This is a genomic window from Eubacterium sp. An3 (assembly GCF_002159465.1).
Classification (GTDB): Bacteria; Bacillota; Clostridia; order Lachnospirales; family Lachnospiraceae; genus Anaerobutyricum; species Anaerobutyricum stercoris.
Window position 1 is genome coordinate 1 of the sequence record NZ_NFIR01000004.1, and the last position, 26,644, is coordinate 26,644.

The 26,644-nt window shown below is 46.3% G+C and carries 27 protein-coding genes and 3 pseudogenes; 3 read left to right on the plus strand and 27 right to left on the minus strand.

What is annotated here, in order from left to right:
• Positions 1–81 precede the first annotated feature (81 nt).
• The 8 genes and pseudogenes from B5F87_RS05510 to B5F87_RS05545 form a co-directional block, all read right to left on the minus strand.
• Positions 82–1,014, minus strand: coding sequence for a HAMP domain-containing sensor histidine kinase (locus tag B5F87_RS05510; RefSeq protein ID WP_242964275.1), 933 nt, complete (start codon positions 1,012–1,014; stop codon positions 82–84).
• 3 nt (positions 1,015–1,017) lie between these two features.
• Positions 1,018–1,710 carry a response regulator transcription factor gene (locus tag B5F87_RS05515; RefSeq protein WP_087234560.1) on the minus strand — a complete coding sequence of 231 codons (693 nt, stop codon included), beginning with the start codon at positions 1,708–1,710 and terminating at the stop codon, positions 1,018–1,020.
• A 164-nt stretch (positions 1,711–1,874) separates the two neighbouring features.
• Entirely contained in the window at positions 1,875–2,228 is a 354-nt protein-coding gene (locus B5F87_RS05520) for a TnpV protein (RefSeq protein ID WP_087234561.1), read from the minus strand.
• Positions 2,229–2,254: 26 nt separating this feature from the next.
• A complete protein-coding gene (locus B5F87_RS05525) occupies positions 2,255–4,135 on the minus strand; it encodes a recombinase family protein (RefSeq protein WP_087234562.1) in 1,881 nt (626 codons plus the stop codon).
• A 91-nt stretch (positions 4,136–4,226) separates the two neighbouring features.
• Positions 4,227–5,183 (minus strand): annotated as a pseudogene (locus B5F87_RS05530) (type IV secretory system conjugative DNA transfer family protein); the annotation flags it as partial.
• Entirely contained in the window at positions 5,180–5,653 is a 474-nt protein-coding gene (locus B5F87_RS05535) for a PcfB family protein (protein WP_002604484.1), read from the minus strand. The gene B5F87_RS05535 and the pseudogene B5F87_RS05530, both read right to left, overlap by 4 nt.
• A 36-nt stretch (positions 5,654–5,689) precedes the next feature.
• On the minus strand, positions 5,690–6,634 hold the full coding sequence (locus tag B5F87_RS05540) for a DUF6017 domain-containing protein (protein WP_058118388.1): 945 nt from the start codon (positions 6,632–6,634) through the stop codon (positions 5,690–5,692).
• A 158-nt stretch (positions 6,635–6,792) separates the two neighbouring features.
• Positions 6,793–6,981: pseudogene (locus B5F87_RS05545) on the minus strand (hypothetical protein); the annotation flags it as partial.
• Positions 6,982–7,160: 179 nt separating this feature from the next.
• Here B5F87_RS05545 and B5F87_RS05550 point away from each other — a divergent pair.
• Positions 7,161–8,594, plus strand: a pseudogene (locus B5F87_RS05550) (recombinase family protein); the annotation flags it as partial.
• 106 nt (positions 8,595–8,700) lie between these two features.
• Positions 8,701–8,937, plus strand: a complete 237-nt coding sequence (locus tag B5F87_RS05555; RefSeq protein ID WP_087278024.1) for a helix-turn-helix transcriptional regulator — start codon at positions 8,701–8,703, stop codon at positions 8,935–8,937.
• Here the strand turns inward: B5F87_RS05555 and B5F87_RS05560 are convergent.
• A complete protein-coding gene (locus B5F87_RS05560; protein WP_158096969.1) occupies positions 8,934–9,326 on the minus strand; it encodes a BlaI/MecI/CopY family transcriptional regulator in 393 nt (130 codons plus the stop codon). The two genes, B5F87_RS05555 and B5F87_RS05560, sit on opposite strands and share 4 nt — an antisense overlap.
• A 209-nt stretch (positions 9,327–9,535) precedes the next feature.
• On the opposite strand from B5F87_RS05560, the gene B5F87_RS05565 reads away from it, so the two are divergent.
• A complete protein-coding gene (locus B5F87_RS05565) occupies positions 9,536–9,739 on the plus strand; it encodes a helix-turn-helix transcriptional regulator (RefSeq protein WP_087278030.1) in 204 nt (67 codons plus the stop codon).
• Positions 9,740–9,742: 3 nt separating this feature from the next.
• Here B5F87_RS05565 and B5F87_RS05570 read toward each other — a convergent pair whose 3' ends face one another.
• The 18 genes from B5F87_RS05570 to B5F87_RS05655 all read right to left on the minus strand — a co-directional run bounded on the left by B5F87_RS05570 (position 9,743) and on the right by B5F87_RS05655 (position 26,635).
• On the minus strand, positions 9,743–10,105 hold the full coding sequence (locus B5F87_RS05570; RefSeq protein ID WP_087278033.1) for a single-stranded DNA-binding protein: 363 nt from the start codon (positions 10,103–10,105) through the stop codon (positions 9,743–9,745).
• A 29-nt stretch (positions 10,106–10,134) separates the two neighbouring features.
• On the minus strand, positions 10,135–10,899 hold the full coding sequence (srtB, locus tag B5F87_RS05575; protein WP_158096970.1) for a class B sortase: 765 nt from the start codon (positions 10,897–10,899) through the stop codon (positions 10,135–10,137).
• Positions 10,900–10,914: 15 nt separating this feature from the next.
• A complete protein-coding gene (locus tag B5F87_RS05580; protein ID WP_143405204.1) occupies positions 10,915–11,427 on the minus strand; it encodes a hypothetical protein in 513 nt (170 codons plus the stop codon).
• A 222-nt stretch (positions 11,428–11,649) separates the two neighbouring features.
• Positions 11,650–12,888 carry a DUF6017 domain-containing protein gene (locus B5F87_RS05585; protein ID WP_087278041.1) on the minus strand — a complete coding sequence of 413 codons (1,239 nt, stop codon included), beginning with the start codon at positions 12,886–12,888 and terminating at the stop codon, positions 11,650–11,652.
• The gene (locus B5F87_RS05590) at positions 12,869–13,771 is read right to left on the minus strand and encodes a ParB/RepB/Spo0J family partition protein (RefSeq protein ID WP_343215729.1); all 903 of its coding nucleotides are present in this window, start codon (positions 13,769–13,771) and stop codon (positions 12,869–12,871) included. The genes B5F87_RS05585 and B5F87_RS05590 overlap by 20 nt, the downstream gene beginning before the upstream one ends.
• Positions 13,758–14,543 carry an AAA family ATPase gene (locus B5F87_RS05595; RefSeq protein WP_087278044.1) on the minus strand — a complete coding sequence of 262 codons (786 nt, stop codon included), beginning with the start codon at positions 14,541–14,543 and terminating at the stop codon, positions 13,758–13,760. Before B5F87_RS05595 ends, B5F87_RS05590 begins: the two co-directional genes overlap by 14 nt.
• Positions 14,544–14,713: 170 nt before the next feature.
• Positions 14,714–15,181, minus strand: a complete 468-nt coding sequence (locus tag B5F87_RS05600) for a DUF6075 family protein (protein WP_204246048.1) — start codon at positions 15,179–15,181, stop codon at positions 14,714–14,716.
• A 265-nt stretch (positions 15,182–15,446) separates the two neighbouring features.
• Complete coding sequence (gene rlmD, locus B5F87_RS05605) at positions 15,447–16,814, minus strand: 23S rRNA (uracil(1939)-C(5))-methyltransferase RlmD (protein ID WP_087278050.1); 1,368 nt, start codon at positions 16,812–16,814, stop codon at positions 15,447–15,449.
• Positions 16,815–16,826: 12 nt separating this feature from the next.
• On the minus strand, positions 16,827–17,333 hold the full coding sequence (locus B5F87_RS05610) for a metallophosphoesterase (RefSeq protein WP_087278052.1): 507 nt from the start codon (positions 17,331–17,333) through the stop codon (positions 16,827–16,829).
• Entirely contained in the window at positions 17,334–17,918 is a 585-nt protein-coding gene (locus B5F87_RS05615) for an XTP/dITP diphosphatase (RefSeq protein WP_087278055.1), read from the minus strand.
• Positions 17,919–17,927: 9 nt separating this feature from the next.
• Positions 17,928–19,100, minus strand: a complete 1,173-nt coding sequence (locus tag B5F87_RS05620) for a class I SAM-dependent RNA methyltransferase (RefSeq protein ID WP_087278058.1) — start codon at positions 19,098–19,100, stop codon at positions 17,928–17,930.
• A 125-nt stretch (positions 19,101–19,225) separates the two neighbouring features.
• Complete coding sequence (locus tag B5F87_RS05625) at positions 19,226–19,561, minus strand: rhodanese-like domain-containing protein (protein WP_242964277.1); 336 nt, start codon at positions 19,559–19,561, stop codon at positions 19,226–19,228.
• Between the two features lie 161 nt (positions 19,562–19,722).
• The gene (locus B5F87_RS05630; RefSeq protein WP_087278061.1) at positions 19,723–19,959 is read right to left on the minus strand and encodes a hypothetical protein; all 237 of its coding nucleotides are present in this window, start codon (positions 19,957–19,959) and stop codon (positions 19,723–19,725) included.
• Positions 19,960–20,101: 142 nt separating this feature from the next.
• A complete protein-coding gene (gene tyrS, locus B5F87_RS05635; RefSeq protein ID WP_087278064.1) occupies positions 20,102–21,328 on the minus strand; it encodes a tyrosine--tRNA ligase in 1,227 nt (408 codons plus the stop codon).
• 481 nt (positions 21,329–21,809) lie between these two features.
• A complete protein-coding gene (locus B5F87_RS05640; protein WP_143405206.1) occupies positions 21,810–22,610 on the minus strand; it encodes a C39 family peptidase in 801 nt (266 codons plus the stop codon).
• A gap of 68 nt (positions 22,611–22,678) precedes the next feature.
• Entirely contained in the window at positions 22,679–24,625 is a 1,947-nt protein-coding gene (gene glgB / locus B5F87_RS05645) for a 1,4-alpha-glucan branching protein GlgB (RefSeq protein WP_087278071.1), read from the minus strand.
• Between the two features lie 223 nt (positions 24,626–24,848).
• Positions 24,849–25,877 carry a branched-chain amino acid aminotransferase gene (locus B5F87_RS05650; RefSeq protein ID WP_087278074.1) on the minus strand — a complete coding sequence of 343 codons (1,029 nt, stop codon included), beginning with the start codon at positions 25,875–25,877 and terminating at the stop codon, positions 24,849–24,851.
• A gap of 116 nt (positions 25,878–25,993) precedes the next feature.
• Complete coding sequence (locus B5F87_RS05655) at positions 25,994–26,635, minus strand: SGNH/GDSL hydrolase family protein (protein ID WP_087278077.1); 642 nt, start codon at positions 26,633–26,635, stop codon at positions 25,994–25,996.
• Positions 26,636–26,644 lie beyond the last annotated feature (9 nt).

The window sequence follows — 26,644 nt, forward strand, 5'->3', positions numbered from 1 at the left end:
AACTTAAACCTAACCTAAACCTAACCGGCAGCTAAAATTTATCCTCTTACAAAAAGTCCCCTGCGTTTGGCAGGGGAAACTTCAAGCACTCAAGGGGAAATCTATCATGAATATTGTTTTTTTATTAGGAACGCTGCTGACCGATATTGCTCCTCCCATTTTTTCAACCAACTGCTTTGTAATGGAAAGACCCAAACCGCTCCCTTTTCCAGACCTCCCTTTATCACATTTGTACAATCGTTCAAAAACATGCTGTAAATCTTCCTTGCTAATTCCAATACCATTATCACAGATAGAAATTTCAATATGACGTTCCATTTTGTGCATGATAATTTCAATGGAACTGGCATGGCTATGAGATATGACATTTTGTATCAGATTGTTGATAATACGGGTATAAGCATTTTCATCAATCATGATTTCACAGGCAGAAGATGGAAAATCTATATTAAAATCCAATCCGCATTCTTCAAAGACAGGTATCCAGTCTTTCAATATTGTACGGGTAAATTCAGTAACTTCAGTAGGTGTCATTACTATATCAAGATCTCCTGAATTTAATTTGAACCAATCAAACAGTATGTCGATATAATCTTTCAAATCATGGGCTTTTTTCCGGGCTGTTTCTATATAGGTTTCTTTATCAGCCCCAACCACAATTTCTTTATGAACAGCATCCAGATAGCCGATCAGAATGGTAAGCGGTGTTCTTACGTCGTGAGATAGGCTTGACATTAGCTGTTTGTTGGCTTCATCCAGTTTGTTCATGGAAATAATGCGGCTTTCATAATTATTTACAATCGCATTGATTTTATAGGCTAACGGGGCTGTCAGGTCACTTTGGCTTGCAAGTATTTTAAGGTTTGCATTTCCACCTTCAATTTCCCCCAAAGCCTCTTCCATATCTGAAAATTTTTTCTTTGTATGAATCAGTTTCGCCCATAGTATCACTGATACGAGGAAGAAAAATATACATCCTCCAAGGGCATATACAAAAGCATTTGAATACAGCAAGCCTTACACCTCCTTACTAAAGCGATACCCCATACCTTTTACCGTTTGAATAACAGAAGATTTGTCAGAATCCGGTTCTATTTTTTTGCGGAGTTTGCTAATCATAACCATGATGTTTGCATCGTCAAAACAATATTCTTCCTTCCATACAGCCTCATAAATCTGTTTTTTTGTCAGAATTTTTCCCTGATTGCGCGCAAGGTATAAAAGAAGTTCAAATTCTTTATTTGGCAATTCAAAAGTACCTTTTTCCGTGGTAACACTATGCTCGTCCAGATTGATCTCCAACCCCTTGTAAACCAGTTTTCCCAAAGTATCATCAATCACACTGAACTGGGTAAAACGACGAATCAGAGATATAACACGCGCCACAAATTCATCAACATCAAACGGCTTTGTCAGATAATCGTCTGCGCCAGCCCGCAGTCCCCGAACCTTACTAAGATTATCGCTTTTCGCCGTTAACATCAGAATTGGGATATTGCTTTTTTCTCTGATATGCTCCATTGTCTCAAAGCCATCCAATCCAGGCATCATTATATCTAATACAATTAACTGATATTGTTTGGTTGAGAGAAGAAATATTCCATCTTTTCCCGAATGGCAAACATCAGCATTTATATTTTCTACCAATACGCTTCGTTGTAATAACTCACATAATTCTTTATCATCATCTATAATTAAAATTTTGTTCATCCCACTTCTCCTTTATGATTTGCAAATTCTGTTCTTTGACTTCAAACTATTTATCCGGGTTTTTCCCATATATCCAATTATATTTCTTTGTTTTGCGGAATACAAGGTGGGAAATGTGTCGGTATTATTATAATTTAATGCAAATCGAAGTCTTTACCTAAAAGCTAATTGTAGATCAATTCGTCTTGAATGATTTCCTCCACCTGCACTTTCAGAGTGTCCATCAGCCCCACCCAGCGCATAGGGTCACGGGCTTTTAGTTCCTCGGTGACGCCCGCCGCCTCCATCATGCGGGGCAGCATGGCGTCCATGCGCTCCCGCGCCGTCCGGTCAATCTCCAACAGGTGCGGGTACAGCTTTTCACTCAAAATCAAGCTGCTGTAAAGGCCGGGCCGGTGTTCCTTCAGGTAGCGTTGCCGCATACGGCCATACTTGCCGATGGGGGCCTCCGGCTGCCCGGAAAGTTTCAGGTCGGGGATGTAGTAATCCCCGCAGCGGGTGTAAGTCAATTCGTTCATGTTCGTCCTCCTTTGCACTGTGACGGTTAAACTGCGGCGCTGGCCGATATGGTGGCCTTGCGCGGCTCCTGCCTGGGCAACTGGCTGACAGGGATAAAAATGCCTTTTTCCATGTCCTCAGCCCGGATCGCGGCCTTTGCCACCTCCACCTGGACCTTGCGCTTGGCGTTGTAGCGTTCTTCCCATTCCTTCTGCTTGCCGTTGGCCTTGCGACGTAAGTAGTTCTGGTGAAGCCTGTCCTTGCGCTCCTCCTTCTTCCGCAGTTCTTCCTGTTCCTCCGGGGTCAGGGGAACCGGCTGCAAGGCGGGCGGGATATACCGGCCCACAAAGTTGAAGTAGATTTCAACCTCCTGTGTGGTGTCTTGGCTGCCTTTCCGGGCGCGTTCATGGACAAGGATTTTCTCTACAAACTCGTTGAGCATGGTGTTTGTCAGCGTGTCGAAGTTTTCATACTTGTCAATCAGGGCAATAAACTTCTCCGCAGATTTCCGGCTCTGCTCGTAGCCAGTAACGGCCTTTTCCAGTTCCGCGATTTCCGCATTGAGAGCGTCCTGCTCTTTGGCATACTGTGCGTCCAGGGCCTCATACCGGGCGTCCGGCAGCTTACCCAGGGCGTTGTCCTCATAGATTTTGCAGATCAGCTTTTCCAGTTCCCCGGCCCGCTTTTGGGCGGCGGCCAGCCGTTTCCGCTTTTTGGATATGTCGGCGGTCTGCTGGGCGGCCTGCGTTTCCTGGACAGTGCGGATAAACTCAGCCCTGTCATTCTTGGAATACTCCGCGATGGCCCGGAGCATATCGGTTATCAGGGTCAGGACGGCCTCGGCCCGGATGCGGTGCTGTGTGCCGCAGAGCGTCCCGCATGGGACTTTGGTGTATTGGCTGCAAGTAAACTGTGGATCGCGCTTTCCGTTGTAGGTGCGGTGAACATACATCTTGCCGCCGCAGTCAGCGCAGTACATCAGGCCGGTCAGGGGATGGGCCTCGCCCCAGCCGTCCGGGTAGCGCCGGACATTTGCCCGGATACGCTGCACATTGTCAAAGGTTTCCTGGTCGATGATGGCCTCATGGGTATTCTCGAAAATCGTCCACTCGCTTTCGTCAACATAGTGGCTTTTCTTGTCCTTGAAGTGCTTGCGGGTCTTGAAATTGATGGTGTGGCCCAGGTATTCCCGCTTTTTCAGGATGTTTACAATGGTGGATGAACCCCAGCCATAAGGGTCTTTGACCGGCTTCGTCCTGTTTACTCCTTCGTCAAAGCGTGCCAGATGGACAGCGGGGATTTCAACCTTTGCCTCGGACAGTAGCCTGGAGATTTGATAGGGGCCGTAGCCCTCCATCGTCAGGGAAAAGATACGGCGTACCACTTCGGCGGCTTCTTCGTCCACAAGCCAGTGTTCCCGCTTCTCGTCCCACAAGTAGCCGTAAATAACGGTGCCGGTCAGGTGCTTGCCGCTCATGCCCTTGGACTTGAACACGGAGCGGATTTTCCGGCTGGTGTCGCGGGCGTAAAACTCATTCATAATGTTGCGGAAAGGGGTAAAATCATCATCACCTTTCAGACTGTCTACACCGTCATTGATGGCGATCAGCCGGACACCGCGCTGCCGCAAAATCTCCATAACCTGGCCGACTTTCAGATAGTCACGCCCCAGGCGGCTCATGTCTTTGATAACAATGGCCTCCACCCGTCCGGCCTCGACTTCCTCCATCATCGCCAGAAAGCCGGGGCGGTCAAAGCGGGTTCCCGATACACCGTCATCGGTGAAATGCCGGGGATTGGGCAGGTTATTCCGGCGGGCAAACTCCTCTAACATCTGCTTTTGATGGCTTATGGAATTACTCTCGCCCTGTAACTCATCGTCGCGGCTCAAACGCTCGTACAGTGGGGTGATTTTTTCGTTTCTCATGGCTGTACCTCCTGAAATGAAAATGCTCTAAGTGACTGCTTCACTAACCATGACAAAAGCCATGATTAAGAAGTCACTTAGAGCATACATCTCCCGCCGCCAATTTATATTTTCGGTACTGCTTCACCGCGAAATGGTCGGGGTCGCGTTCTTCCAAGTCGGCAAACAGCAGATCGACGGGGCTTTGATATTCCTCGTCGTCCTCGCGGGCTTCGCTGGCGTTGATAAGTTCCAACAGGGTAATAAAGTTCATTTCCTCGGCGGGGGCTTCATACCAGATGTAGCCAACCAATGCGCAATACAATAACCTTTCCGCTTTTACCCAAAAATCCTCCGCACTTTTTTCTCCCTCGCCTTTGGTATTCGCTATCAACGTGTTTACCAGCTTCAAAATATCTTTCTCGCTGCGGATATACACAAAGGGGTTGTAGTGCATAGATTTTTTGAAGTTAATCGTATTCAGTACCTTAATGCGGTAGCCCGCCCGTTGCAGCAGCTTCCCGCACTCAATCAAAACCGTACCTTTCGGGTCTGTCAAGACGTAAGAGGAATGAAGCTGCATTAAATTCGGCTTGACGAAAAACCTTGTTTTTCCGCTGCCGCTGCCGCCGATCACGACGACGTTCTTATTTCTTGCGTACTTCGGCTGCTTCGGGCGGCTGTTCATGGTAAGGCGTTCCGTCTGTGTCAAAATGATGTTGTTTTGAAACTCCGGGTCTATGTAGGGCTTAATATCTTCGGCGTTTCCCCATCGGGCAGAGCCGTACTCCGCGCCCTTGCGGTATTTCTTCGCGTTTTTCCCTTTGACATAGACAATCAAGCGGATAATCACCGCGCCGACAATGCCGACAAGCAAATCCAGCGGGTAAATGCTCGGCAAGGCACTTTCAAAGGCTGCGGAAAATCCCTGCGTGATATTCAGTATCTTTGCGGAAATATCCGCGCCGGGGGCAAGCCGCACCGCCTGTCCGACTTTATCAAAGAGATAGACAAAGAACACATAGGGGATATTCGGAAGTATTAGCTTTTTGTAGTTAATCTGCTTCATATCTCGCGCCCCCTGTCCATTTTCTTTACCTTGTCGCGGGCGGCGTTAAGCTGCTTTGCCTTGTCCTTTGCAGCGGCAAGGGCTTTGCGGATAGAGGGCTTTTTCTCCCTGTTCAGCTTCTTTGCGGAAAACTCTTGAAACGCTGCGGTCATAACGTCTGCGTCCCGGCCTTTGAAAAACACAAGGTAGCGGGTCTGCTCGCCCTTAACCTTTTTCAGCGAAAAATCTATGTTGTATTTCTTCGCCGTACTCTCAAAGGCTTTAATATTGCTGTCGGTGATCTCGATGTTGGAAACACCCGCGTTCTGCTTCATAAGCTGCCGCATGGTCTGTTTCCCATGCGCGGGCTTGCTTTTCTGCTCCAAAAACTTTTGGATTGCTTTCTGCAACGCCTGTTCGGTAAGCCGCGCCGCGCCTTTTCCCACTTTGACGTATAGGGCAATCGTTTTTTGGGTTACTTCCTCCTGCAAGGTATCAACTCCTTTCCCGGTAAAATGCGGCTATGCTCATTCGCCGCCGTATAAGTCGTGATTGACAAGGGCGGTATAGTAGCTGTCAATGGTACTCGGCGCGTTGAACAGCACCGCTTTTAGATACTGCTTGATGTTGCGCACTTTGGTTGTGTTCTCCCTCATGCAATCCAAAACAAACTCAATATGGCTGCTGTTCAGCTTCAAAAATTTGGATTTCACCAGTTCGGCGGGGTAGTCGTCCCCGGCAATACGGATTGTCTTTCGCGCTGTGCAGACGGTTTCCAGCATGAGGTCAACAATCTCATTTAGGCGGTCTTTGTCCATTTTGGGGTCTTGAATGAGAATGTCATACTCGATATTGTCCTTGATAATCTCCCTGTAAATCTCTACTGCGCTATTGCTTTTCGCTTCCGTTCTTTTCCTTTCCGGCGGCGAAGCCGCTTCGCCCTGCTCAAAGGGCAAGGGATTTAGGGAATGGAATGGAAAGGAATGGGTACTTGATAAATCAGTAATTGATTTTTCTTTACTTGATATATCTTTATTTAATTGCGTTGGATTTTCCAACGTAGGTTTTTCCTGCGTAGGTTTTTCCAACGTTGGATTTTCCAATGTTGGATTTTCCAACGCAGGTAAATCCAATATAGGCGGCTGTCCGACGCTGGTAGCTGCTTCCGGCTCTCGCGGCTGCGGCTGCTCGTATATGACGTAATCCGCGCCCCGCAAGCGTCCCTTTTCGTCGCGTTCCCGGCTGCGCACGATATATCCGGCTTTTTCGAGTTCCTTTACCGCTTCGCGGATTGCGTCGATCTTCTCCCGGTTGATATGGGATAAGCCCGCAAGGGTATAATCCCAATCCTCCGGCAAGGACAGCATTTGCGAAAGCAAGCCTTTTGCTTTTAAGGACAATTCCTTGTTTCGCAAGTGGTGGTTGCTCATAACGGTATATCCCGTATTTCGCTCCACTCTGAAAACTGCCATTTTTCCTCACTTCCTCTCTTGGTCTGCGTGGACAATTAGAAAGCCGTTTTCGGCTGTTTTGGTATTGCAATATGCCCTTTGCCGTTTTCGCGTCTGCAAAGCCGCATGACACAAGGGCTTTTGCCCGTCTATTTGTCCATGCTGGCGGGCGTTTTCCGCGTCCTTTTGCCGGGGCAATAGGGACACTCTTTGAAAACGCAAAACTCATATTTCCACCCGGGGCGGTAGAAACGGCAAGTGCCGCAATCTTCATCATCTCCGGCACAACCGGATTGATAGCGGTCAAATCCCGGCTTCTGCTGCATGAGCAGTTCAAATGCCCGCTGCTTGCCTTTTATGAAATACATTCCGGCTGTACCTCCTTTCCTGCGGGCATAAAAAAACGGCGTTACTTTCTCCCCAAAAGGGGTTAAGGTAACGCCGCTTGTGTGCGTATTCAGTTTTTAACACATTCCCTGTCTATCCGCTGTCCGCAAAACCATTGATTTTATTAGCTTTTTGCCGCTATCGCTATCACACCTCATTATTTCAAAGGCCCGGTTTTCAAGCCATGCTTGCAGACATTGAAGCCGGGAAAGTGGGTACGGTCATCGTCAAGGACATGAGCCGGTTAGGGCGAAACTACTTGCAGGTGGGATTTTACACGGAAATGCTGTTCCCCCAAAAGGGAGTGCGTTTTATCGCTGTCAACGACAATGTGGACAGCGCAAACGGCGGCATGGACAACGATTTTACCCCTCTGCGAAATCTGTTCAACGAATGGCTGGTGAGAGATACGAGCAAAAAAATCAAGGCAGTTAAGAGCGCAAAAGGCATGAGCGGCAAGCCCGTTACCAGCAAGCCGGTATATGGCTACCTCATGGACGAGGACGAGAACTATATCGTTGACGAGGAAACCGCGCCGGTAGTCAAGCAGATATACCAGCTTTGCCTTGCCGGGAACGGCCCGACCAAGATTGCCCGTATGCTTACGGAGCAGCAAATCCCCACGCCGGGGACGCTGGAATACCGCAGGACGGGCAGCACCCGCCGCTACCACCCCGGCTATGAGTGCAAGTGGGCGACAAACACCGTTGTTCATATCCTCGAAAACCGGGAGTACACCGGCTGTCTGGTAAACTTCAAGACGGAGAAGCCCTCTTACAAGGTCAAGCACAGTGTAGAGAACCCCGTGGAGAAGCAGGCCATTTTCCCGAACCACCATGAACCGATTATCGACACGGAAACATGGGAGCGCGTGCAGGAGTTACGCAAGCAGCGCAAACGCCCGAACCGCTATGACGAAGTGGGGCTGTTCTCCGGTATGCTGTTCTGCGCCGACTGCGGCCATGTGATGTACCAGCAGCGGTATCAGAACAAGAACCGCAAGCAGGACTGTTACATCTGCGGCAGCTACAAGAAGCGCACCCGCGACTGTACGGCGCACTTTATCCGCACCGACCTGTTGACCGCCGGTGTCCTCTCCAATCTCCGGCAGGTGACCGAGTATGCCGCCAAGCATGAGAGCCGCTTTGTGAAGCTGCTTATCCAGCAGAACGAGATCGGCGGCAAGAGAAAGACCGCCGCAGCTACGAAGCAGCTTGAACAGGCGCAGGAGCGCATTTCCGAAGTGAGCCGCATTATCAAGCGGCTGTATGAGGACAATGTGAACGGCAAAATCAGCGACGAGCGTTTCATGGAACTGTCGGCAGACTATGAGCAGGAGCAGCGGGAACTGAAAGACCGCGCCGCCGCTTTGCAGGAGGAACTGGACAAGTCGCAGGCCGCCACCGTCAACGCGGAAAAGTTTATGGGTATCGTCCGAAAGCACCTTGCCTTTGAGGAACTGACCCCCACCCTCTTGCGGGAAATGATTGAGAAAATCGTCGTGCATGAGTGCAGCTATGACGAGAACGGCACCCGCAGGCAGGACATTGAGATTTATTACAGCTTTGTCGGCAAGATTGACTTGCCAGAATAACCGCCCGACCTATCCGACACAGCCCTAAGTGCCGGATAGGAACGGCAAAATTTTTTACACTTCTATTACTTCTTTATCGCACATCAGTAAAAGGAAAGGGATTATAATGCAGAAAATCAGACCAGATATGGATATTGGTCACAATATCAACCGGCTTCGTCAGCGTGCCGGCTTGACACAGGATCAGACAGTCGCCCGCTTGCAGCTTATGGGAATCAAAATATCGAAAAGCAGCTATGCAAAAATCGAAACTAACCGCATGAATATTAAAGTAAGCGAGCTTATCGCATTATGCAAAATTTTTTGTGCAGATATCTCAGAATTTTTTCAAGGATTGAGCTAAGAAACATTGTGTAATTCTGTTTTCCTCTTTGTGATAGCTTCTGATAACTCATCCAGGATACTTTCATCAACATCTTCCTGCAAAATAGAAGCAAGCAGCTCTTTCAATAATTCACCAGAGTCGCTTTTTTCCTGTTTTACTTGCAGCAAACTCCACTGCTCTCTCGTCATAGCAGGTTCGAAAGTGCGTGCATAATTTTTTGTCGTCTTTTTGAAACCAGCCATTTTAATCATTTCTTTATCCAACAGAGACTTAATCATGATGTGAATATAACTGGGTTTCCAGGTCCGGTCCACACACATTTTCACCATTTCTGATGAAGTAAGGGGTTCTCCCACATCCCATAATAAATCGAGTACCTCTCTCTCACTATCGGTTATTTTTTTCAAAATCTTCTCCTCCTTCTTTTTTCATACTATGTACGAACATTTGCACATAGTATTATACACAGATATTTCTTTATATTCAATATTTTTTATACTGAAAAACAACTGTTATCCTACTCTTTATTCTATGTACGGATATTCACACATACCGGTTTTTCGTACATATACATATAATTAAAATAGGTATCATTATATGAGGTGTAAGTGTAGGGATGATTAGTTACGAGCCATTATTCGAAACAATGAAACAGAAACATATCAGTTCTTACGAACTTGAAAAACGGGGATTTTCGCGTTCCACTTATTATGCCCTAAAGTATGGAAAAAGCGTCACTGTCAATACCATTAACCAGCTTTGTACTATTTTAGATTGTGATGTATCCGATATCATGAAATATATCAAAGAAGAATCCTAAATCTCATACCTGATTTTCCTCCTCTTTTTTAGAATCCGTATTCTCACGATCTGCAAAATCAATGATCTGACAATCTGCCACAACCAGTTCTGTAAAATAGGATTTTGTTCCATCGTTTTTCTGATAGCTTCCCGTCTGAAGCCGTCCAACCACCACCAGACGCCCTCCTTTTTTGGCATAGGAAACTAAGTATCTTGCCCGGCCGCCATAAGCAATGCAATTAAAAAAATCGGTTTCTTGTCCTTTTGTATATTCCCGATCCACTGCAATTCGGAACTTGCACCAATATGTCGTACTGTCATCCTTCTCCTTTTTCTGTAATTCTGGTTCATGAACAAGCCTTCCCAACAAAACAGATAGATTCATCGTTATAATCACCTTTCTTTCCACACAATTTAATCCATATCTTCTGTAATTTCCTGAATCACACTATGTACGGTATACCTGAAATCTTCATTTTTCCCCGTAGAACAAGTAGACAATGTGAGCACTCTATTTTCCTTCACAGGCACCATTTCCATATCATAGTAGTTTTCTTCTATAGTCATTGTCAGCCAAGTCATCCATTCTTCTTCTGTTTGAAAATCTGTCTGATATGTCTCGCTGGCGTCTTCACAATCATATGTACTGTAAATCCGGGCATGGATTGTCCTTCCCTGCTCATAAATATATACATCCGGATGTTGCAATCCAAAGTCCTGCGATTCGTAATCATGGAGAGAGCCAAACATAGACCTGCTGGCCATATTATGTCCATAAATAACAACATGGCGATCGGTAAAACGCACACCCGGCTGGATAAAGATCGAACCTGGATAGCTGTACTCTCCTTTGTAATTTTTATGCAGATATTCATTCCAGGTCGAACATTGTAAAATTGGATAATCAATCTGTGTACCCGGTACGGTAATCCAGGCGACAATATCAGGATTTATTTCTTTCATTTTTTCCCAGTTTAATCCATCCATTGTTGATCTTTCCTCCCATGTTTTATTGTGCTTCTTTTCCTTCACCTCCTCCCGCAGCTGCCAAATCTCTATATCACTTTTCACAAATGGATATGCATCCTTCACGGCCAGTACTGCAAATGCTGCCATGGCAGTAAAAAGCCCCAAGATCAATACATAGTACAAGAATCTTCTTATGATTTTTTTATTCAATCTGATAGTCCTCCTTTATTTTTTTCTGATTATTTTCTGCAGAGAGTGTCTTAAAAGATATTCGTTGGAATATTCACTGTCATACATCTTCTTAATATTATTTAATCCTCTGTTTACAAGACGCAAAAACGTCGATTTCGATTCCTGTGATTCTGCTTCTACCTTTTTCCAAGGCTGCTTATGCACATAAATTTCTGTGATGACTCGATATTGTTTCTCCGGCAAAAGACGGTAACAAATCCACAATCTATGTAACATCTCTTCCTTATCTAAAAGGATATCAATCTCATAGGATATTTCCTTATACCATTTTCGCAGCTGTCTTTGGTGTCGTAGAACAATATCAGACAAATCCTGTTCCACACCTTTTTTTATTCCAGGCATATCACTGATATTATTTTTTCTCATTGAGATTGTCTCAATCAGATCATCAGTATCATATAAATCCTGATACAAATCTATGATCTGCTGCCTGGTCTGTTCCCGAATCGTACTATAATCCATTAAAATTTCTTTAATATCTTTCACATCCATCTCATACATTTTTTCTTACCATTCATTCCGCTCTCGACAACAATAAATTCATTCTTGACATCTTTGCTTCATCATTTTTATTTTCCCTATACTTTACTTTGTGACATAATGTCGTAAAGTCTTCCATCAGAAAAAGCAGCCCGGTTTCCACGCCAAGCTGCTTTTCCTGTTTTCATTATTTTATTATGGTACTTCTATTTCAATAAACACTCCTTTTTATACCTCTCCATACAGATCATGGTTGACTTCCGCCTGATAATAATGATTCATCGTCATCGTAGCATTATAGAGTGTCGTTAAAAGATAAGCACGGATATTACTGATCTTGGTTGTATTTTTACGTAAACAAGCTAATACATAGTCTATGTGCGCAAACCGAAGTTTCATGAATCGGTTTTTTACAATTTCCGCCGGTTTGTCTTCCCCAGCAATCCGCACAATGCTCCCATCTGGAAGCATCATAATCTCTACTATCAATTCTACCAGTTCATTAACGTCCTCCCGGTCCTGTGAACTTCTGCTTGCAAAGCTGTCATACCTTATATTCCCCCTGATTTGTGCTCGACATAATTCCATCTCATCCATCCTTTTTTTACTAAACTGAAAGTCCCCCTTTCTTTTCAAAGATTGATAAGATACGATAGAATGATTATTATCATCAGTATTGTTATTATCAGTATTATTACCGTTTGATTTCTGCACTTTCGGAAGTTCTTTTTTCTTATCTCCTAAAGTTTGATTTTCATACTCTCTGAAGTTTAATTCTGGAACTTCTGGAAATTCACTTTTCATCTCTTTTGAAGTCTGTTCGCCAAACTTTTGAAAATACGGACTTGAGTCTTCCTGAAATTCATTTTTCATACTTCCTGAGGTTGTTTCTCCATCCTTATAGAAATCTGATTCTGTAACTTCTGAATATGTATCTTCCAAACTTCCTGAAATATGATTTTTATACTTCTGGCAGTTTAGCTGCGATACTGATACTTCTTGAATTTCCTTTTCCATACTTTCAGAAGTATGATTCTCATACTCCTGAATAGCATTGGTATCTTCTTGTTCCGTACGTCCGTCCACTTGCACCTGACATTCTTCTATCAAAAAGTTTTTTACATAAATCATGTTTGGTCTGCCTAGCCCTAATCGCTTTTTCTCAATCAAACCTATTCCTTTTTCTTTATCCAGTTCTGCAATCGTTTTGATGGCCTTTTGTCGGCTGCATCCCAAAAGTTCCATAACTTCTTCTACAGTAAAGATAATATAAACTCTGTTTTTTTCATCGAACCACTTATTTTTTATGCTGAGTCCCATACGATCCAGCATAAGACCATATAAAATTTTGGCTTCACAAGAAAGGGGCTTAAAGCATTCTGCGGTAAACATCACTTTAGGAACCCGGTAAAAACTATACTGTTCTGCTTCCATTCCATAATAATAATCAAATTGTAGTTTCTGCATGTTCCTCCCCTTCCTTTCCTTTTTTCCATTCATCCAAGAGTGTGTAGATAACTTCTTCCATCTGCTCTCTAGTGTAGGCTGCCGGGAAATAGTTTCTAATTTTGTTTGCAGAAAGTGTTATCTTTTTACCCGTTTTCTCTTTTTTTACCAGAATTTTATAAATACTTTCCTGGCAAAGGCCGCCACTTTCACTCTGTTCTTTTATCTGGCCTGCCTGCGCCGGAGACGGGTATATGCCTGTATTTTCAGATGCTTTCCATACCCATTCCTGTTCTGATTTTTTCAGATAAGACAACTTTTCTCCTGCAGTCATTCCCATTTTCCCAGCATCTACCTGATCCAAAAGCCCATCTATCAAACTGGCCAGACGGATATATCTTTGTACTGTCCTTCCACTGTCACCGGCTTTTTCTCCAACCTCATCTGCTGTATGTTTTTCTCCCTTGCTTCCCTGATGCTTCATAGCCTCATATTTCATTTTGTAAGCCTTCGCCTTTTCGCTGGGACGGAGATTCTCTCGCTGGATATTGGTATCCACCATTAGAACTGTGGCCGCATCATCATCCAGCTCGCGGATAATAACGGGCAGTTCTTCTATTCCTGCCAATTCGCAAGCACGCCACCGGCGGTGTCCAGCTATCACCTCATATCCTTCGGCGCAGGGCCGGACAATCCCCGGCTGAATAACCCCATGGTGTTTGATACTTTCTACAGTCTCCTGCATTTTCTCGTCATCTAACACCAGAAATGGATGATTTTTAAACGGGCGCAGCATGCTGAGGGGAACCGTCGTGTATTCTCCCTGCACAGGACCTTCCTCACATCCAAACAACTCATCATACGACGTCAGCTTAATTTTTTGTGCACTTCTATTCTTCATCATCCAGCACCTCCCCCGTCAGCAGCCGGTATCCTTCCGCAACAATTCCCTTTGGGTCATAGGCATAGATGCTTTTCCCCTCCACTGTTGTTTCTGCAGCTCTCACAGACATAGGGATACAATGCGCAAAAATATGTACCTTATCCCCGTAAACTTCCCGAATCTGCTTTTCTATATCTTTCGAAAAATTTGTTCGACGATCTACTTTTGTCAACAGGATTCCCAAAATAGAAAGTTTTCTGTTCAACTGTCTGTGGACTTTTCCAATTGTCTTAATCAATTGCTGTAAGACTTTCACCGGCAGATATGCTGCCTCTACCGGAATTAAAACATAATCTGCTGCCACAAGGGCGTTAATTGTGATCATTCCCAAAGAAGGCATACAATCAATCAAAATATAATCATATCGATTCTTAATCTCTTCCAGATACAAGCGCAAAATCTGTTCCCGGCTCATCACGTTGACAAGAGATGTCTCCAGACCAGCCAACTCAATATTGGCTGGAATAAAGTCAATTCCTTCCTTATGTTTTATAATTCCTTCTTCAGGATCAATTTCTTCCTCATTGATGATTTTGCCAAGTATTTGCACCAATGTCATATCCAGCGTGTCAGGTTCCTGTATGCCAAGGCTTACCGACAAGCTTCCCTGGGCATCTGCCTCCACCAGGAGAACTTTTTTCCCTGCTCTTGCCAGACCGATTCCTAAATTTACACATGTCGTAGTTTTCCCTACGCCGCCTTTTTGATTTGCAACTGCAATAATTCTGCACATAATTTATTCCTGCCTTTCTTCTCTTTCCACTTCTGCATACGTTCTAAAATAACGATTTGTCCCTTTATTTGAAAATATATCTGATATCTGTAAGACTCGGATACCCGAATGTTTTTCCAAAATCATCTTAAACCACCGGATATCCTTTGTTGTCCCCTGTAATCTTATTTTCAACATAAAATACTGTCCCCCTCATTATCATTGTGACAATATTCCGGATACCGGATTTTAATCGCTTGCCAGAAATATGGCGTATCCTCCGTGCAGAATAAATCGCTGACAGAATACAATCTTGTCTCTCTGATCTGTTCATCGACATCTTCATAGTCATAAGTGCTCGGCGTTCCATCACAATATAAATTAAATGCAATCCGTATAATCCTTTGGCTTCCTCCTGTCTGCCATCCTTCCTGCAAACACTTTGGCTTTACATTTCCACTTTTAAAATCATAAATGCGCTTTATATTTTTCCTTGTGTCTTCTGATATACCAAGACAATAGATCAATGCCTGATGATACGCATTCTGATATCGGCATTTTGAAAGGCAGGAACTATAAAATTTTTTATGTTCCTTATCTTTGAAAATAATCTCCTGTTTTTTGTTGCTTTCTGCTCTTGACGCTGTGTTCATTTTCATTACCTCCTGAAATTTAATTAAAAAGACATTTCATTCTGAAATGTCCCCTATAAAAAATAGGGACACTTTATTTTAAGTATCCCTATAATCTACCAATAATTGATAGCTCATTATTCACTTTCATTTTCAGGATTATTTGTGTTCCCCGTAGTGTAGCTCAAAGCAACAACAACTGTCACTTTCCTCACAAATACCTTTTCTCTGTGATTTTCACTAACCTGATGAAAACTGAAAAACTCCACATAGTGCGTAAATTCAATGATTTCTAGATATGTGCTCTTTGTAGCAACACCACAGTCTCGACTCCCGTCGTGCCCGGAAACATATCAACGAGACAGCAGCGCTTCACCGCGTAACCGGCTTCCTGGAGCATGACCAGGTCGCGCATGAGACTGGTCGGCTTGCAGCTGACGTAGACCATCTCGTCGACGCCGAAGCGGATGATCTTGCGGAGGGCTTTCGGGTTCACGCCGTCGCGGGGCGGGTCGAGGATGATCATGTCCGGTTTTTCGGTGAGGTTATCCACAACCTTGAGGACATCGCCGGCAATGAATTCACTATTGGTCAGGTGGTTGTCCTCAGCGTTGAGGCGGGCGGCGTCCACCGCTTCCTCGACAATCTCCACGCCAACTACTTTCCTGGCGTACGGCGCCATCATCTGGGCGATGGTGCCGGTGCCGGTGTAAAGGTCGTAGATGAGCTTGTCTTTTGTTTCACCCACGTACTCTCCTACTTTTTCGTAGAGAACCTCCGCGCCCAGAGTGTTGGTCTGGAAGAAGGAGAACGGAGAAATTTTAAAACGCATATTCAGAAGGTACTCATAAAAATAATCCTGTCCGTAGAGGAGACGTGTCTCGTCGCTCTGCACCACGTCCGCCGGGCTGTCATTGAGCGTATGCAGGATGCCCACGATCCTGCCGTCTGTTTTGGCGGATGTGAGAAGGTTCACAAAAGTCTCATCGTCCAGCTGCGACTGGGTGGTGGTGACAAGATTGACAAGGATATCGCCGGTCTTTACGGAACGGCGCAGCACCAGATGGCGGAGGAATCCTTCCTTTCGCATTTTGTGATAGTAGGACGCTCCGATGGATGTAAAGTATTGAAGGACTGCCTGCAAAATGACCATAAAATCCGGGTCTGCAATGTGACAGTCCTTTAAGGATACTATATCGTAAAAGCTGTTCTTCCGGTGCATGCCCAGCGCCAGCGGGCCGTCTTTTTCCTCATCTCCGAAGGTATATTCCATCTTGTTGCGGTAGTCCCGGGCCAGCGGGCTGGCGTAGATATCTTCCACCGGGAAATCAAATCCCGCTTTTTCGATAAGGTCTTCCACCTGGCGTTTTTTCAGGGCAAGCTGCTCTTCGTAGGGAAGGGTCTGGTAGGCGCAGCCGCCGCAGATGCCAAAATGCTGACAGACGCAGTCCTGTGATGCGGCCTCCAGCGATGATGGCTCAAGTACTTCCAGAAGGCGTCCCTCCACCCGGTCTTTACGTTTTTTGCTGACGGAAAAACGAATTGTCTGTCCTTCCAGCGCATTTTTTACGATCACTTTTTTCTCTTCTATATATATAATTCCCTTGTTGGGAAATTCCGTTTTCAAGACTTTTCCTTCTAAAATGTCTCCTTTTTTCATATTCATCTCCTTCTATATACTAAGCTCGCTGAACTTTGATTTATAATAGCCATGTCCGTAATGTGCCTGTCCGTTCTCGTCAATTTCCATCAAAAGAAACGTAGGCTTTCTGTCCGCCTGTCTTGGATAGGAAAGGCTTCCCGGATTCAGGATGGTGATATCATGGCCGATATCAATAAAGGGAACATGGGTGTGTCCGAACATGACCACATCCACTTTTTCTTCTCTGGCAGCCTTTTTCAGATAGTCAATGCCTCTGTATACATGATAGGTGTGCCCGTGCGCGATCATCACCCGGTAATTTCCGATCTTGGTTATGATTTTCGGCGGAAGATCCAGATTGTAATCATTGTTTCCGGCAACCATATACACCGGACAGTCTACAAGGGAACGTATATAATCATCTCCGCGTTCCACATCTCCACAGTGAATCAGTGTGTCGATGGGGCCAACCTGCCGGATGACGCCGGACACGTCGTCATTGCGTCCATGGGAATCGCTGATTACTAAAATTCTCATTTACAGAATCTCCTTTATCATTCTGAGGGCTTTGCCTCTGTGGCTAATGGCATTTTTTTCCTCCTCTGAAAGTTCCGCGGTCGTTTTCTTCAGCTCCGGAACATAGAAAATCGGATCGTATCCAAAACCGTTTTCTCCGGCCGGCTCGTCGGCAATACGCCCTTCGATGGTCGCTCTTCTCGTCTCAATGTGTCCATCCGGAAATGCAGCGGCAATGACGCAGACAAAGCGCGCTCCCCGCACTGCCGCCGGCACGCCATGCAGACGATCCAGAAGAATCTGATTTTTAATGCGGTAAGATGTGTTTTCTCCCATATATCTGGCAGAAAGCACGCCTGGTTCTTTGTTGAGATAATCAATTTCCAGTCCGGAATCATCCGCCAGCGTCAGGCAGCCCGTGGCTTCCATCACGGCCTTTGCCTTGATGATGGCATTATCCTCAAAGGTTTCTCCGTCCTCCACGATATCGATGTCAACGCCCGCCTCTTTCATGGAAAGGATTTCATAATCCATATCTCCGAGAATCTGGCGGATTTCCCTCATTTTTCCTTCGTTTCCCGTTGCAAATATCAATTTCTTTTTCATTGTATCTTTTCACACCTTTCCTTCCTGCTCCGGCTTCTTCCGCCGCGGCGGTTTCGGCCCCATGAACTGATAGAAATACGTTTTCATCATGCCATTGTAGATCTTCCGGTTTTTATCTGCCTTTTTGCCAATGTATCGCTCAGCGTCCTCGTAGGCAGTGATAATGTATTCCGACCACCCCTCCAGATGAGAAAACGCTTCGCCGATTTCCCGGTAAAGCACCGGCATGTCCTCTTTATCCTCCATGCGCTCTCCGTAAGGAGGATTAGTAATGACAAATCCGTACTTTTTCGGATGCCGCAGCTTATGTATCGGTCTCTGCTGAAAATGAATCAGATCTGCCACTCCGGCGCGTCCGGCGTTCTCACGGGCGGCCTTTACAATGAGCGGATCAATATCATAGCCCTGGATGTCCATCTCCACACTGGTATCCACCAGATCCTGCGCCTCCTCAAACCCTCTCTGCCAGAGTTCCTGAGGAATGAGATTCGTCCACTGCTGCCCCTGGAAAGTCCGCCTCATCCCCGGCGCGATGCCGGCGCCCATCATGGCCGCTTCGATAGGAAATGTACCGCTGCCGCAGAAAGGATCCACCAAAATACGGTCTTTTCTCCACGGAGTCAGTTTGATGAGCGCTGCCGCCAGCGTCTCTTCGATGGGAGCCTTGCTGACCATCTTCCGATACCCTCTTTTATGCAGGCTCTCGCCGGAAGTGTCCAGTCCCACAGTCACCATGTCCTTATAAATAGAAATACGCACCGGATAATCCTGTCCGGTCTCAGCAAACCAACCGATATGATAATGCTCCTTCATTCTTTCCACCATGGCTTTTTTGGCAACAGACTGGATATCAGAAGTACTGAACAGGGCGCTTTTCACCGAAGTCGCTTTGGTCACCCAGAAGCGGGCATCCTTCGGGAAAAATTCTTCCCACGGTACATTTTTTATACCCTGGAACAGCTCCTCGAAGGTCAGGGCAGGAAACTCTGCCACCTTCCAGAGAATTCTCTGGGTTGTCCTCAAAAAAATATTGGCTCTTACCAGAGCCTCTGCATCCCCGGTAAAAGTCACTTTGCCGTCCTCTACCCGGACAATTTCATATCCCAAATCGCTGATTTCCCTTTTGCTCACTGCCTCCAGCCCAAAATGACATGGCGCCACAAATTCATATCTGCCTTTCATGCTTCCTCCATCTTATCCTGTTTTGGTGCGTCTTATCATCGCACATACAATAATATAGAAGTATTTTACTGATTCCGCAGGAATGTGTCAACTCCCAACCATTTGTGGCGCCGCCGCTTGTCTTCTCAATCCACGTAGACCATATTCCACAGCTTTTCTTCCTCTTTTTCCAGATAGCCCCGGTAATAAGATAGCCCACCGGCAACACTGTAAGCCTCCACGCCACTCTCTGCCAGCTTTTTTGCCGCCAGCAGGCTGCTGGCGCCGGTATCGCAGTACAGATAGAGCGGTTTTTCTTTCCCTGGCTGGTACTCCCCCTGCATGATTCTTTCCAGCGGCACATTTTCCGCCATTGGAAGATGCCCTTGCCTGTACTCTTCCTCCGGCCGGACATCCACAAGTATTCCTTTTTTATCATAACACAATCTGACCGCGTCTGATACGGAAATAAAATTCAGCACAATAAACCTCACAGTCCTTTGTTACTACTATATTATGCAAAACTGCCGGCGCGTTTCCCTTGCAATAAAAGAAGGAGGCCGCCTTCCGGTCTGAACTCTCACGGGTCCCGGCCGGTCTGACAGCCTCTTCGCTCATTTATTCAATTGTATCTGCGCTTTTTTTACCAGCGCCACCGAATCCCGGAGGGAATGTAATTCCTGGCTCCTGCATTCAGCCGGCTGTTCTGCTCCGAACCATCGTCCGGGTCGTCGGATTCGTCGTCGGACTGATTCCGGGCGCTGCTCTGAGAGCCACTTTTTGAAGTGCCTCTCGGGCAGTTCTGGCTGCTGTTTTTCGCAGCATTTCCGGAACGGTTTTTTGCCTTATTCTGAGCAGATGTTTTCTGATTTTTGGACATAAAATATGCTCCTTTCCCGTTCACTTATTTGTCCCTGTGAACTGACAGAAACAGTATGCCCACAGCCCGGAAAAGTATTCTTTAAAAAATATATTTCATCCGGAATTTTCACGAGTGATTCCACCCGGCAGATGCACGGCAATTATTTTGCAAAAATCTTTTTAAATTTCTTTTTGCCGCGTTTTAACACTTTGCCGTCTCCCATGAAGTCATCGGCTGTGTAAGCGGCCTTGATATCCGTTACCTTTTCACCGTCCAAAGTAACGCCTCCCTGCGTTACATTTCTTCTGGCCTCGGAACGGGTTGCCGCCAGTTCTGCCTTCACCAGCAGACTTAAGATGTCGATACTGCCGTCAGTGAAATCTTCATCTGCCAGCACACATTCCGGCATATCGGCGGACGCACCGCCCTGTACGAACAACGCTTTCGCCGCTTTCTGCGCTTTCGCCGCTTCCTCTTCGCCGTGTACCAGTTTAGTCAGCTCATACGCAAGGATTTCTTTTGCCTGATTTAACTGGCTGCCTTCCCAGTCTGCCATTGCGTCGATTTCTTCCAGAGGCAGGAAGGTCAGCATACGGATACATTTCATAACGTCGGCGTCAGCGACATTTCTCCAGTACTGATAGAAATCAAACGGGGAAGTCTTGTTCGGATCCAGCCATACGGCTCCGGACTGGGTCTTGCCCATTTTTTTGCCCTCGGAATTCAGCAGCAGGGTGATGGTCATGGCGTAAGCGTCTTTGCCCAGTTTCCGGCGAATCAGTTCTGTACCGCCCAGCATATTGCTCCACTGGTCATTGCCGCCGAACTGCATATTGCAGCCGTATTTCTGGTATAATGCGTAGAAGTCGTAGCTCTGCATGATCATGTAGTTGAACTCCAGGAAGGACAGACCTTTCTCCATACGCTGCTTGTAGCACTCGGCACGAAGCATGTTGTTGACAGAGAAGCAGGCTCCCACTTCACGGAGCAGATCCACATAATTAAGATCCAGCAGCCAGTCCGCATTGTTTACCATAAGCGCTTTGCCGTCTGAAAAGTCAATGAAACGGCTCATCTGTTTCTTAAAGCACTCGATATTGTGATCAATGGTTTCCTTAGTCATCATCTGACGCATGTCAGTCCGTCCGGACGGATCGCCGATCATTCCGGTTCCGCCTCCAAGCAGGGCGATCGGTTTGTTGCCTGCCATCTGCAGACGTTTCATAAGGCAAAGAGCCATGAAATGTCCCACATGGAGACTGTCCGCCGTTGGATCAAAGCCAATATAAAAAGTTGCCTCGCCCGCATTGATCATCTTTTTGATTTCTTCTTCGTTAGTTACCTGGGCAATGAGTCCTCTTGCCACCAATTCATCGTATAATGTCATCTTTTTTCCTCCTGATTGGTAATGATAATAATGATAAAAAGAGTTTCGCTTTGCGGAATTCCAGCGGAATTTCCTGCGAAATAAAAAAAGCCCTTATCTGCCAAAACAGATAAGGGCGAATCTCTCGCGGTACCACCTTACTTCACCGACAGCCTGCGCTGTCTGCCTCATGAGGCTGCGTATTCACAGTCTCAGCGGGAATAACGCCCGCCACCCCGTCACAGCCTACAGAGAAGTCTGCCTTCCGTTCGGTGCGCAACTCGGGAATGTATTCACTGTCCGCAGTTCTATTGGCCTTTCACCAGCCGGCCGCTCTCTGAATATCTGTGCGAAAGCTACTTGTTTCCGTCATCGTTTTTCATTGCTGTATTACCTTTGTGATGTAGTCTATTCTAAGCAATAAACATGTATTTGTCAACCTTGAATTTGCCAATTTATGATCACCGGCGGCAAAATGAACGTCTACATTCCGGCCGACCCTTCACACATCCATCAAAATATAACCGCCTGTATTTCTTCTCCGGCTGAAATACACATGGGAATCTTCTATATTCTTCTGAGGAAACATATATGAAAGGATGTCGCCAGGCTCTGCTTTCTTGAGACGCTGCCAGTCTCCCGACCACTCTCTGGTAGCGGAATCCGTGAAAATAAAATGTCCGTTCTCATCTTCGCCCAGAAGAATCATAGTGTGATAAGAACCGGCAAACTTCTTGTCAAACCACCGGACGATTCTGCCATTTTGCCTTTTCATACGGCTGGTCTCCACCACCACCGGCCGGCCGGAACGCAGGTGCGCCCGAATCTCATTCACAGCATCCTCGTCTTTAAAATCGCCCACATATCGATGGGAGATGCCGCAGTCCGTAAGAATCCGGGAAATACCATATAAGGAGACAGGCATCTGCCGGGCGATATGCTTCCCGTAATTTTTCTTCCATACTCTCTCATCAAAATGTTCTCTCTCCACCCGGGCGATGGTCTCATCCGGACGAAGCGCACGATACCGCGGCACATAAGCCGCCAGCAGCGTAGTCAGAGAGCAGCAGGCACAGCCGTGGCGGGTCATATAGTCGCTGTACGCGCCATAGGTTCCGGCCTTCTGCTGGAATACACGAAAGGTACGCGCCGGCTGAGCGCCTTTCTCTTCCTCCGATACTGCCAGCTCCACCTCAAGCTCCGGCCCGTCAAGCCTTCCTGTATACTCACCCGGCACGAGAAACCATCCCTTAAAAGCAACTTTCTTCCAATGTAAAATAATTCTGTCTTTCCTGTCTGCCATATTATCTCCTGAAATCACTAAATAAACGACAACTCCGCCGACAGCGCTGCCATCGGCGGAATCCTGTATCAATATTTAAAGATTGCCACTCCGTATGCCGGAAGATCATACGCAATAGAATACTTACGGTCATCGCAGGCTTTCTTCACCGGTTTGTAGATCTCCGGACGCTTCTGACCGGAGCCGCCGAACTCTGCAGCGTCGCTGTTTAATATCAACGTATGCTTTCTTCGGCAGGTAGTTCCTACCCGGTAGTCCGGTCTTGCCACCGGCGTAAAATTGCAGACGAAGAGCAGATTGTTCTTGCCGTTTTCGGAATGTCTGGTGAAGGAGAAGATACTCCGGTCACCGTCGTTGGCGTTGATCCACTCAAATCCTTCCGGATAGCAGTCGTACTCGTAGAGACATTTATTCTTTCTGTAAATGTGCAGCAGCGCCCGGACGAAGTTCTGGAGCTGGCGGTTTCTGTCTTTCTCCAGCAGGAACCAGTCAAGCTCTCTGGCCTCGCTCCACTCCTGATGCTGGCCGAAGTCCTGTCCCATGAAGAGAAGCTTCTTGCCCGGATGTCCGGTCATAAATGCGTAGCCCACCATCAGGTTGCGGAACTTGTCGTCGTAAAGTCCCGGCATCTTCTCCAGCATGGAACATTTCAGATGAACCACCTCATCGTGGGAGAGAACAAGCATATAGTTCTCCGCGTAGGCGTACATCATGGCAAATGTCATCTTATTGTGATTATATTTTCTGAAATAAGGATCCAGCTTCATGTACTCAAGGAAATCATGCATCCATCCCATGTTCCATTTGAGGCTGAAGTTCAGTCCGCCGTACTCGGCCTTGTCCGTCACCTTCGGCCATGCGGTGGATTCCTCTGCGATCATGACCGCGCCCGGGTTCCGTCCTTCCACCACCGTATTCAGGTGCTTGAAGAACTCGATAGCCTCCAGGTTCTCGTTGCCGCCGTACATATTGGCCACCCATTCTCCGTCTCTGCGGCCGTAATCCAGATAGAGCATGGAAGCAACAGCGTCCACACGGAGTCCGTCAATATGATATTTCTCAATCCAATACAGCGCGTTGCAGATCAGGAAATTCTTTACTTCCGTCTTGCCGTAGTCAAATACTTTAGTACCCCAGTCCGGGTGCTCTCCTTTTCTTGTATCCGCATACTCATAAAGGCATGTACCGTCAAACTCCGCCAGTCCGAAAGCATCCCTCGGGAAATGTGCCGGCACCCAGTCAAGAATAATGCCGATCTTATGTTCATGCAGATAATTTACAAAATACTGAAAATCCTGAGCAGATCCGTGGCGGGACGTCGGAGCAAAATATCCGGTCACCTGATACCCCCAGGAACCGTCAAACGGATGTTCCGCAATACCCATCAGTTCCACATGGGTATATCCCATCTCCTGCACATATTTTGCCAGTTCCACAGCCAGCTCCCGATAGTTGTAATATCCATCCTCATCCTCATCGGTAATCGGATGTTTCTTCCAGGAACCCGGATGTACCTCGTAAACAAACATCGGATCCTTCCGCACATCAAACTTGCTCCGGTGTTCCATCCATTTCTTATCGCCCCACTTGAAATCAGAGATATCTGTTACCACAGACGCATTATTCGGTCTCTTCTCCATCTGGAAGGCGTAAGGATCCGTCTTTAAAACTTCATTACCCTGTTTTGTCGTGACGCAGTATTTGTAGATTTCCCCCTCTGACAGATCTGGAATAAACAGTTCGTAGATGCCCATCGGTTCTGTTCTTTTCATCAGATGCGCTTCTCTGTCCCAGCGGTTGAAATTTCCCACAACGGAAACCTTCCGGGCATTCGGCGCCCAAACGGCAAAAAATACCCCCTTCTGCCCCTCTATGGTCATGGGATGCGCTCCCAGCTTATTATATAAATCATAGTGGGTTCCCTGTCCAAAAAGATATTGATCAAATTCTGTTATAAAACTGTAAGCCGACTCATTACTCTGCTTTTTATTTTTTTTCTGTTTATTGTCCTGCATCTGTAAATCCTCCCTACGTTTGGTTTAATACAGTATATCATAAAATCACATAAAAATCAGCTTTAATTTACATATCTTTAGCTATTATGCATAAAAAAACTCTGCCTATTCGGAAAACCTTTTTCAAAATCTTCCTGTTATAGACAGAGTCTTCTGTATTGTTATATATTATCTGATGCAATCGCCTGACAGGGATTTACCGGACAGATATCTTCCGGCAAAACTATTCGGCAATCACCTTGATCCATCCTTCCGGCGCTTCAATATGTCCCATCTGGATGCCTGTCAGAGTATCATAAAGCTTCTTGGTGACCGGACCCATCTCATCCATTCCGCTCGGGAAACAGATCTCGCTGCCGTGATCTACAATCTTTCCAACCGGAGAGATAACGGCGGCAGTGCCGCAAAGACCACATTCCGCAAAATCTTTTACCTCATCAAAGTATACCTCTCTGTGCTCCACTTCCATTCCCAGATAATGCTCAGCCACATAAACAATCGAACGACGGGTAATGGAAGGCAGGATACTGTCTGACTTCGGTGTTACCAGTTTGCCGTCTTTTGTGATGAAGATAAAGTTGGCTCCGCCAGTCTCCTCTACCTTTGTCCTCGTAGCAGCATCCAGATACATATTCTCATCAAATCCCTGGCGGTGCGCTTCCATAATCGGATATAAACTCATGGCATAGTTAAGCCCTGCCTTGATATGTCCGGTTCCATGTGGAGCCGCACGGTCATAATCACTGACACGGATAGTCACCGGCTTAACGCCGCCCTGGAAGTACGGGCCTACCGGTGTAACAAATACACGGAACTGATATTCGTCTGCCGGTTTTACTCCGATAACCGGATTCGAACCAAACATATACGGACGGATATACAGAGTCGCACCGGAACCAAATGGCGGAACGTAGGCAAGATTAGCGTGAACTGTCTTCACCACCGCATCCACAAATTTATCCTCCGGATAAACCGGCATCTCAAGTCTTCTGCAGCTGTCGGCCATACGAGACGCATTTAAATCCGGACGGAAACAAACCACTTTTCCGTCTTCCGTTGTATAAGCTTTCAGACCTTCAAAACAAGTCTGCGCATACTGAAGCACACCGGCACATTCGTTGATCACTACATTGGCGTCGTCTGTCATGGTTCCTTCATCCCAGGCGCCGTCTTTATAATTTGACACAAATCTTAAATCTGTCTGCCGATAATTAAATCCTATGGAACTCCAGTCCAAATTTTTCTTTTCCATAACTCACAACTTCCTTTCTGCCTCTGCAATTGCAATCATTGTATCACAGATTCTGCAGATTTTCTATGTTTTATCATGAGGTTTTAAAAAAAATGCAATTTAAGCTAATAAATATTTCATTTTTGCAGTTCTTTCAGCCACAGGCAGGCAATCATTTTCATTCCCTCACGGTTCGGATGTACTCCGTCAATTGTTTCGTATTCCATATGGTAACCGGACACATCCGCCAGATGTACAGCCTCTTCCGTTCCGATCCTGCGTATGATATCCGAATAAATATTCGGCGAGATCACACCATCCACATTGAAAAACATTTCTTCTTCCGGCACCGGCTTTCCTCTGAGGATCGTCGCACACCAGATCTCTGCCCGGGGATACAGACGTTTCATTCGCTGAAGCATTCTCCGGTACTCATATTCAAATTCCTGAGGATGAACACCAAATCCCCAGTCATTGGCTCCCATAGCTACAAGAATCATATCCGGTTCTCCCTCCGCACTCAGAGTCCTCAAACGTTTCTCTGATGTACCGGAGGTCATAAATCCGCCGGAAACCGTGCTCCCCGCATAAGAATTATTAACGCCCAGCATGCCGCCCATTCCCTGTATGACCTGCATCCACCAGGTGTCATCCGGACTTGTCACGCCCGTCTCTTCCTGTCTCCAGGCATCATAAAAAAGAGCTTCCGGCGGCGTAATGCCTGCAAATGTACTGACAGAATCTCCGAGAATGGAAATTCTTTTCTTCTGATCCTTCAATGTTTCCCT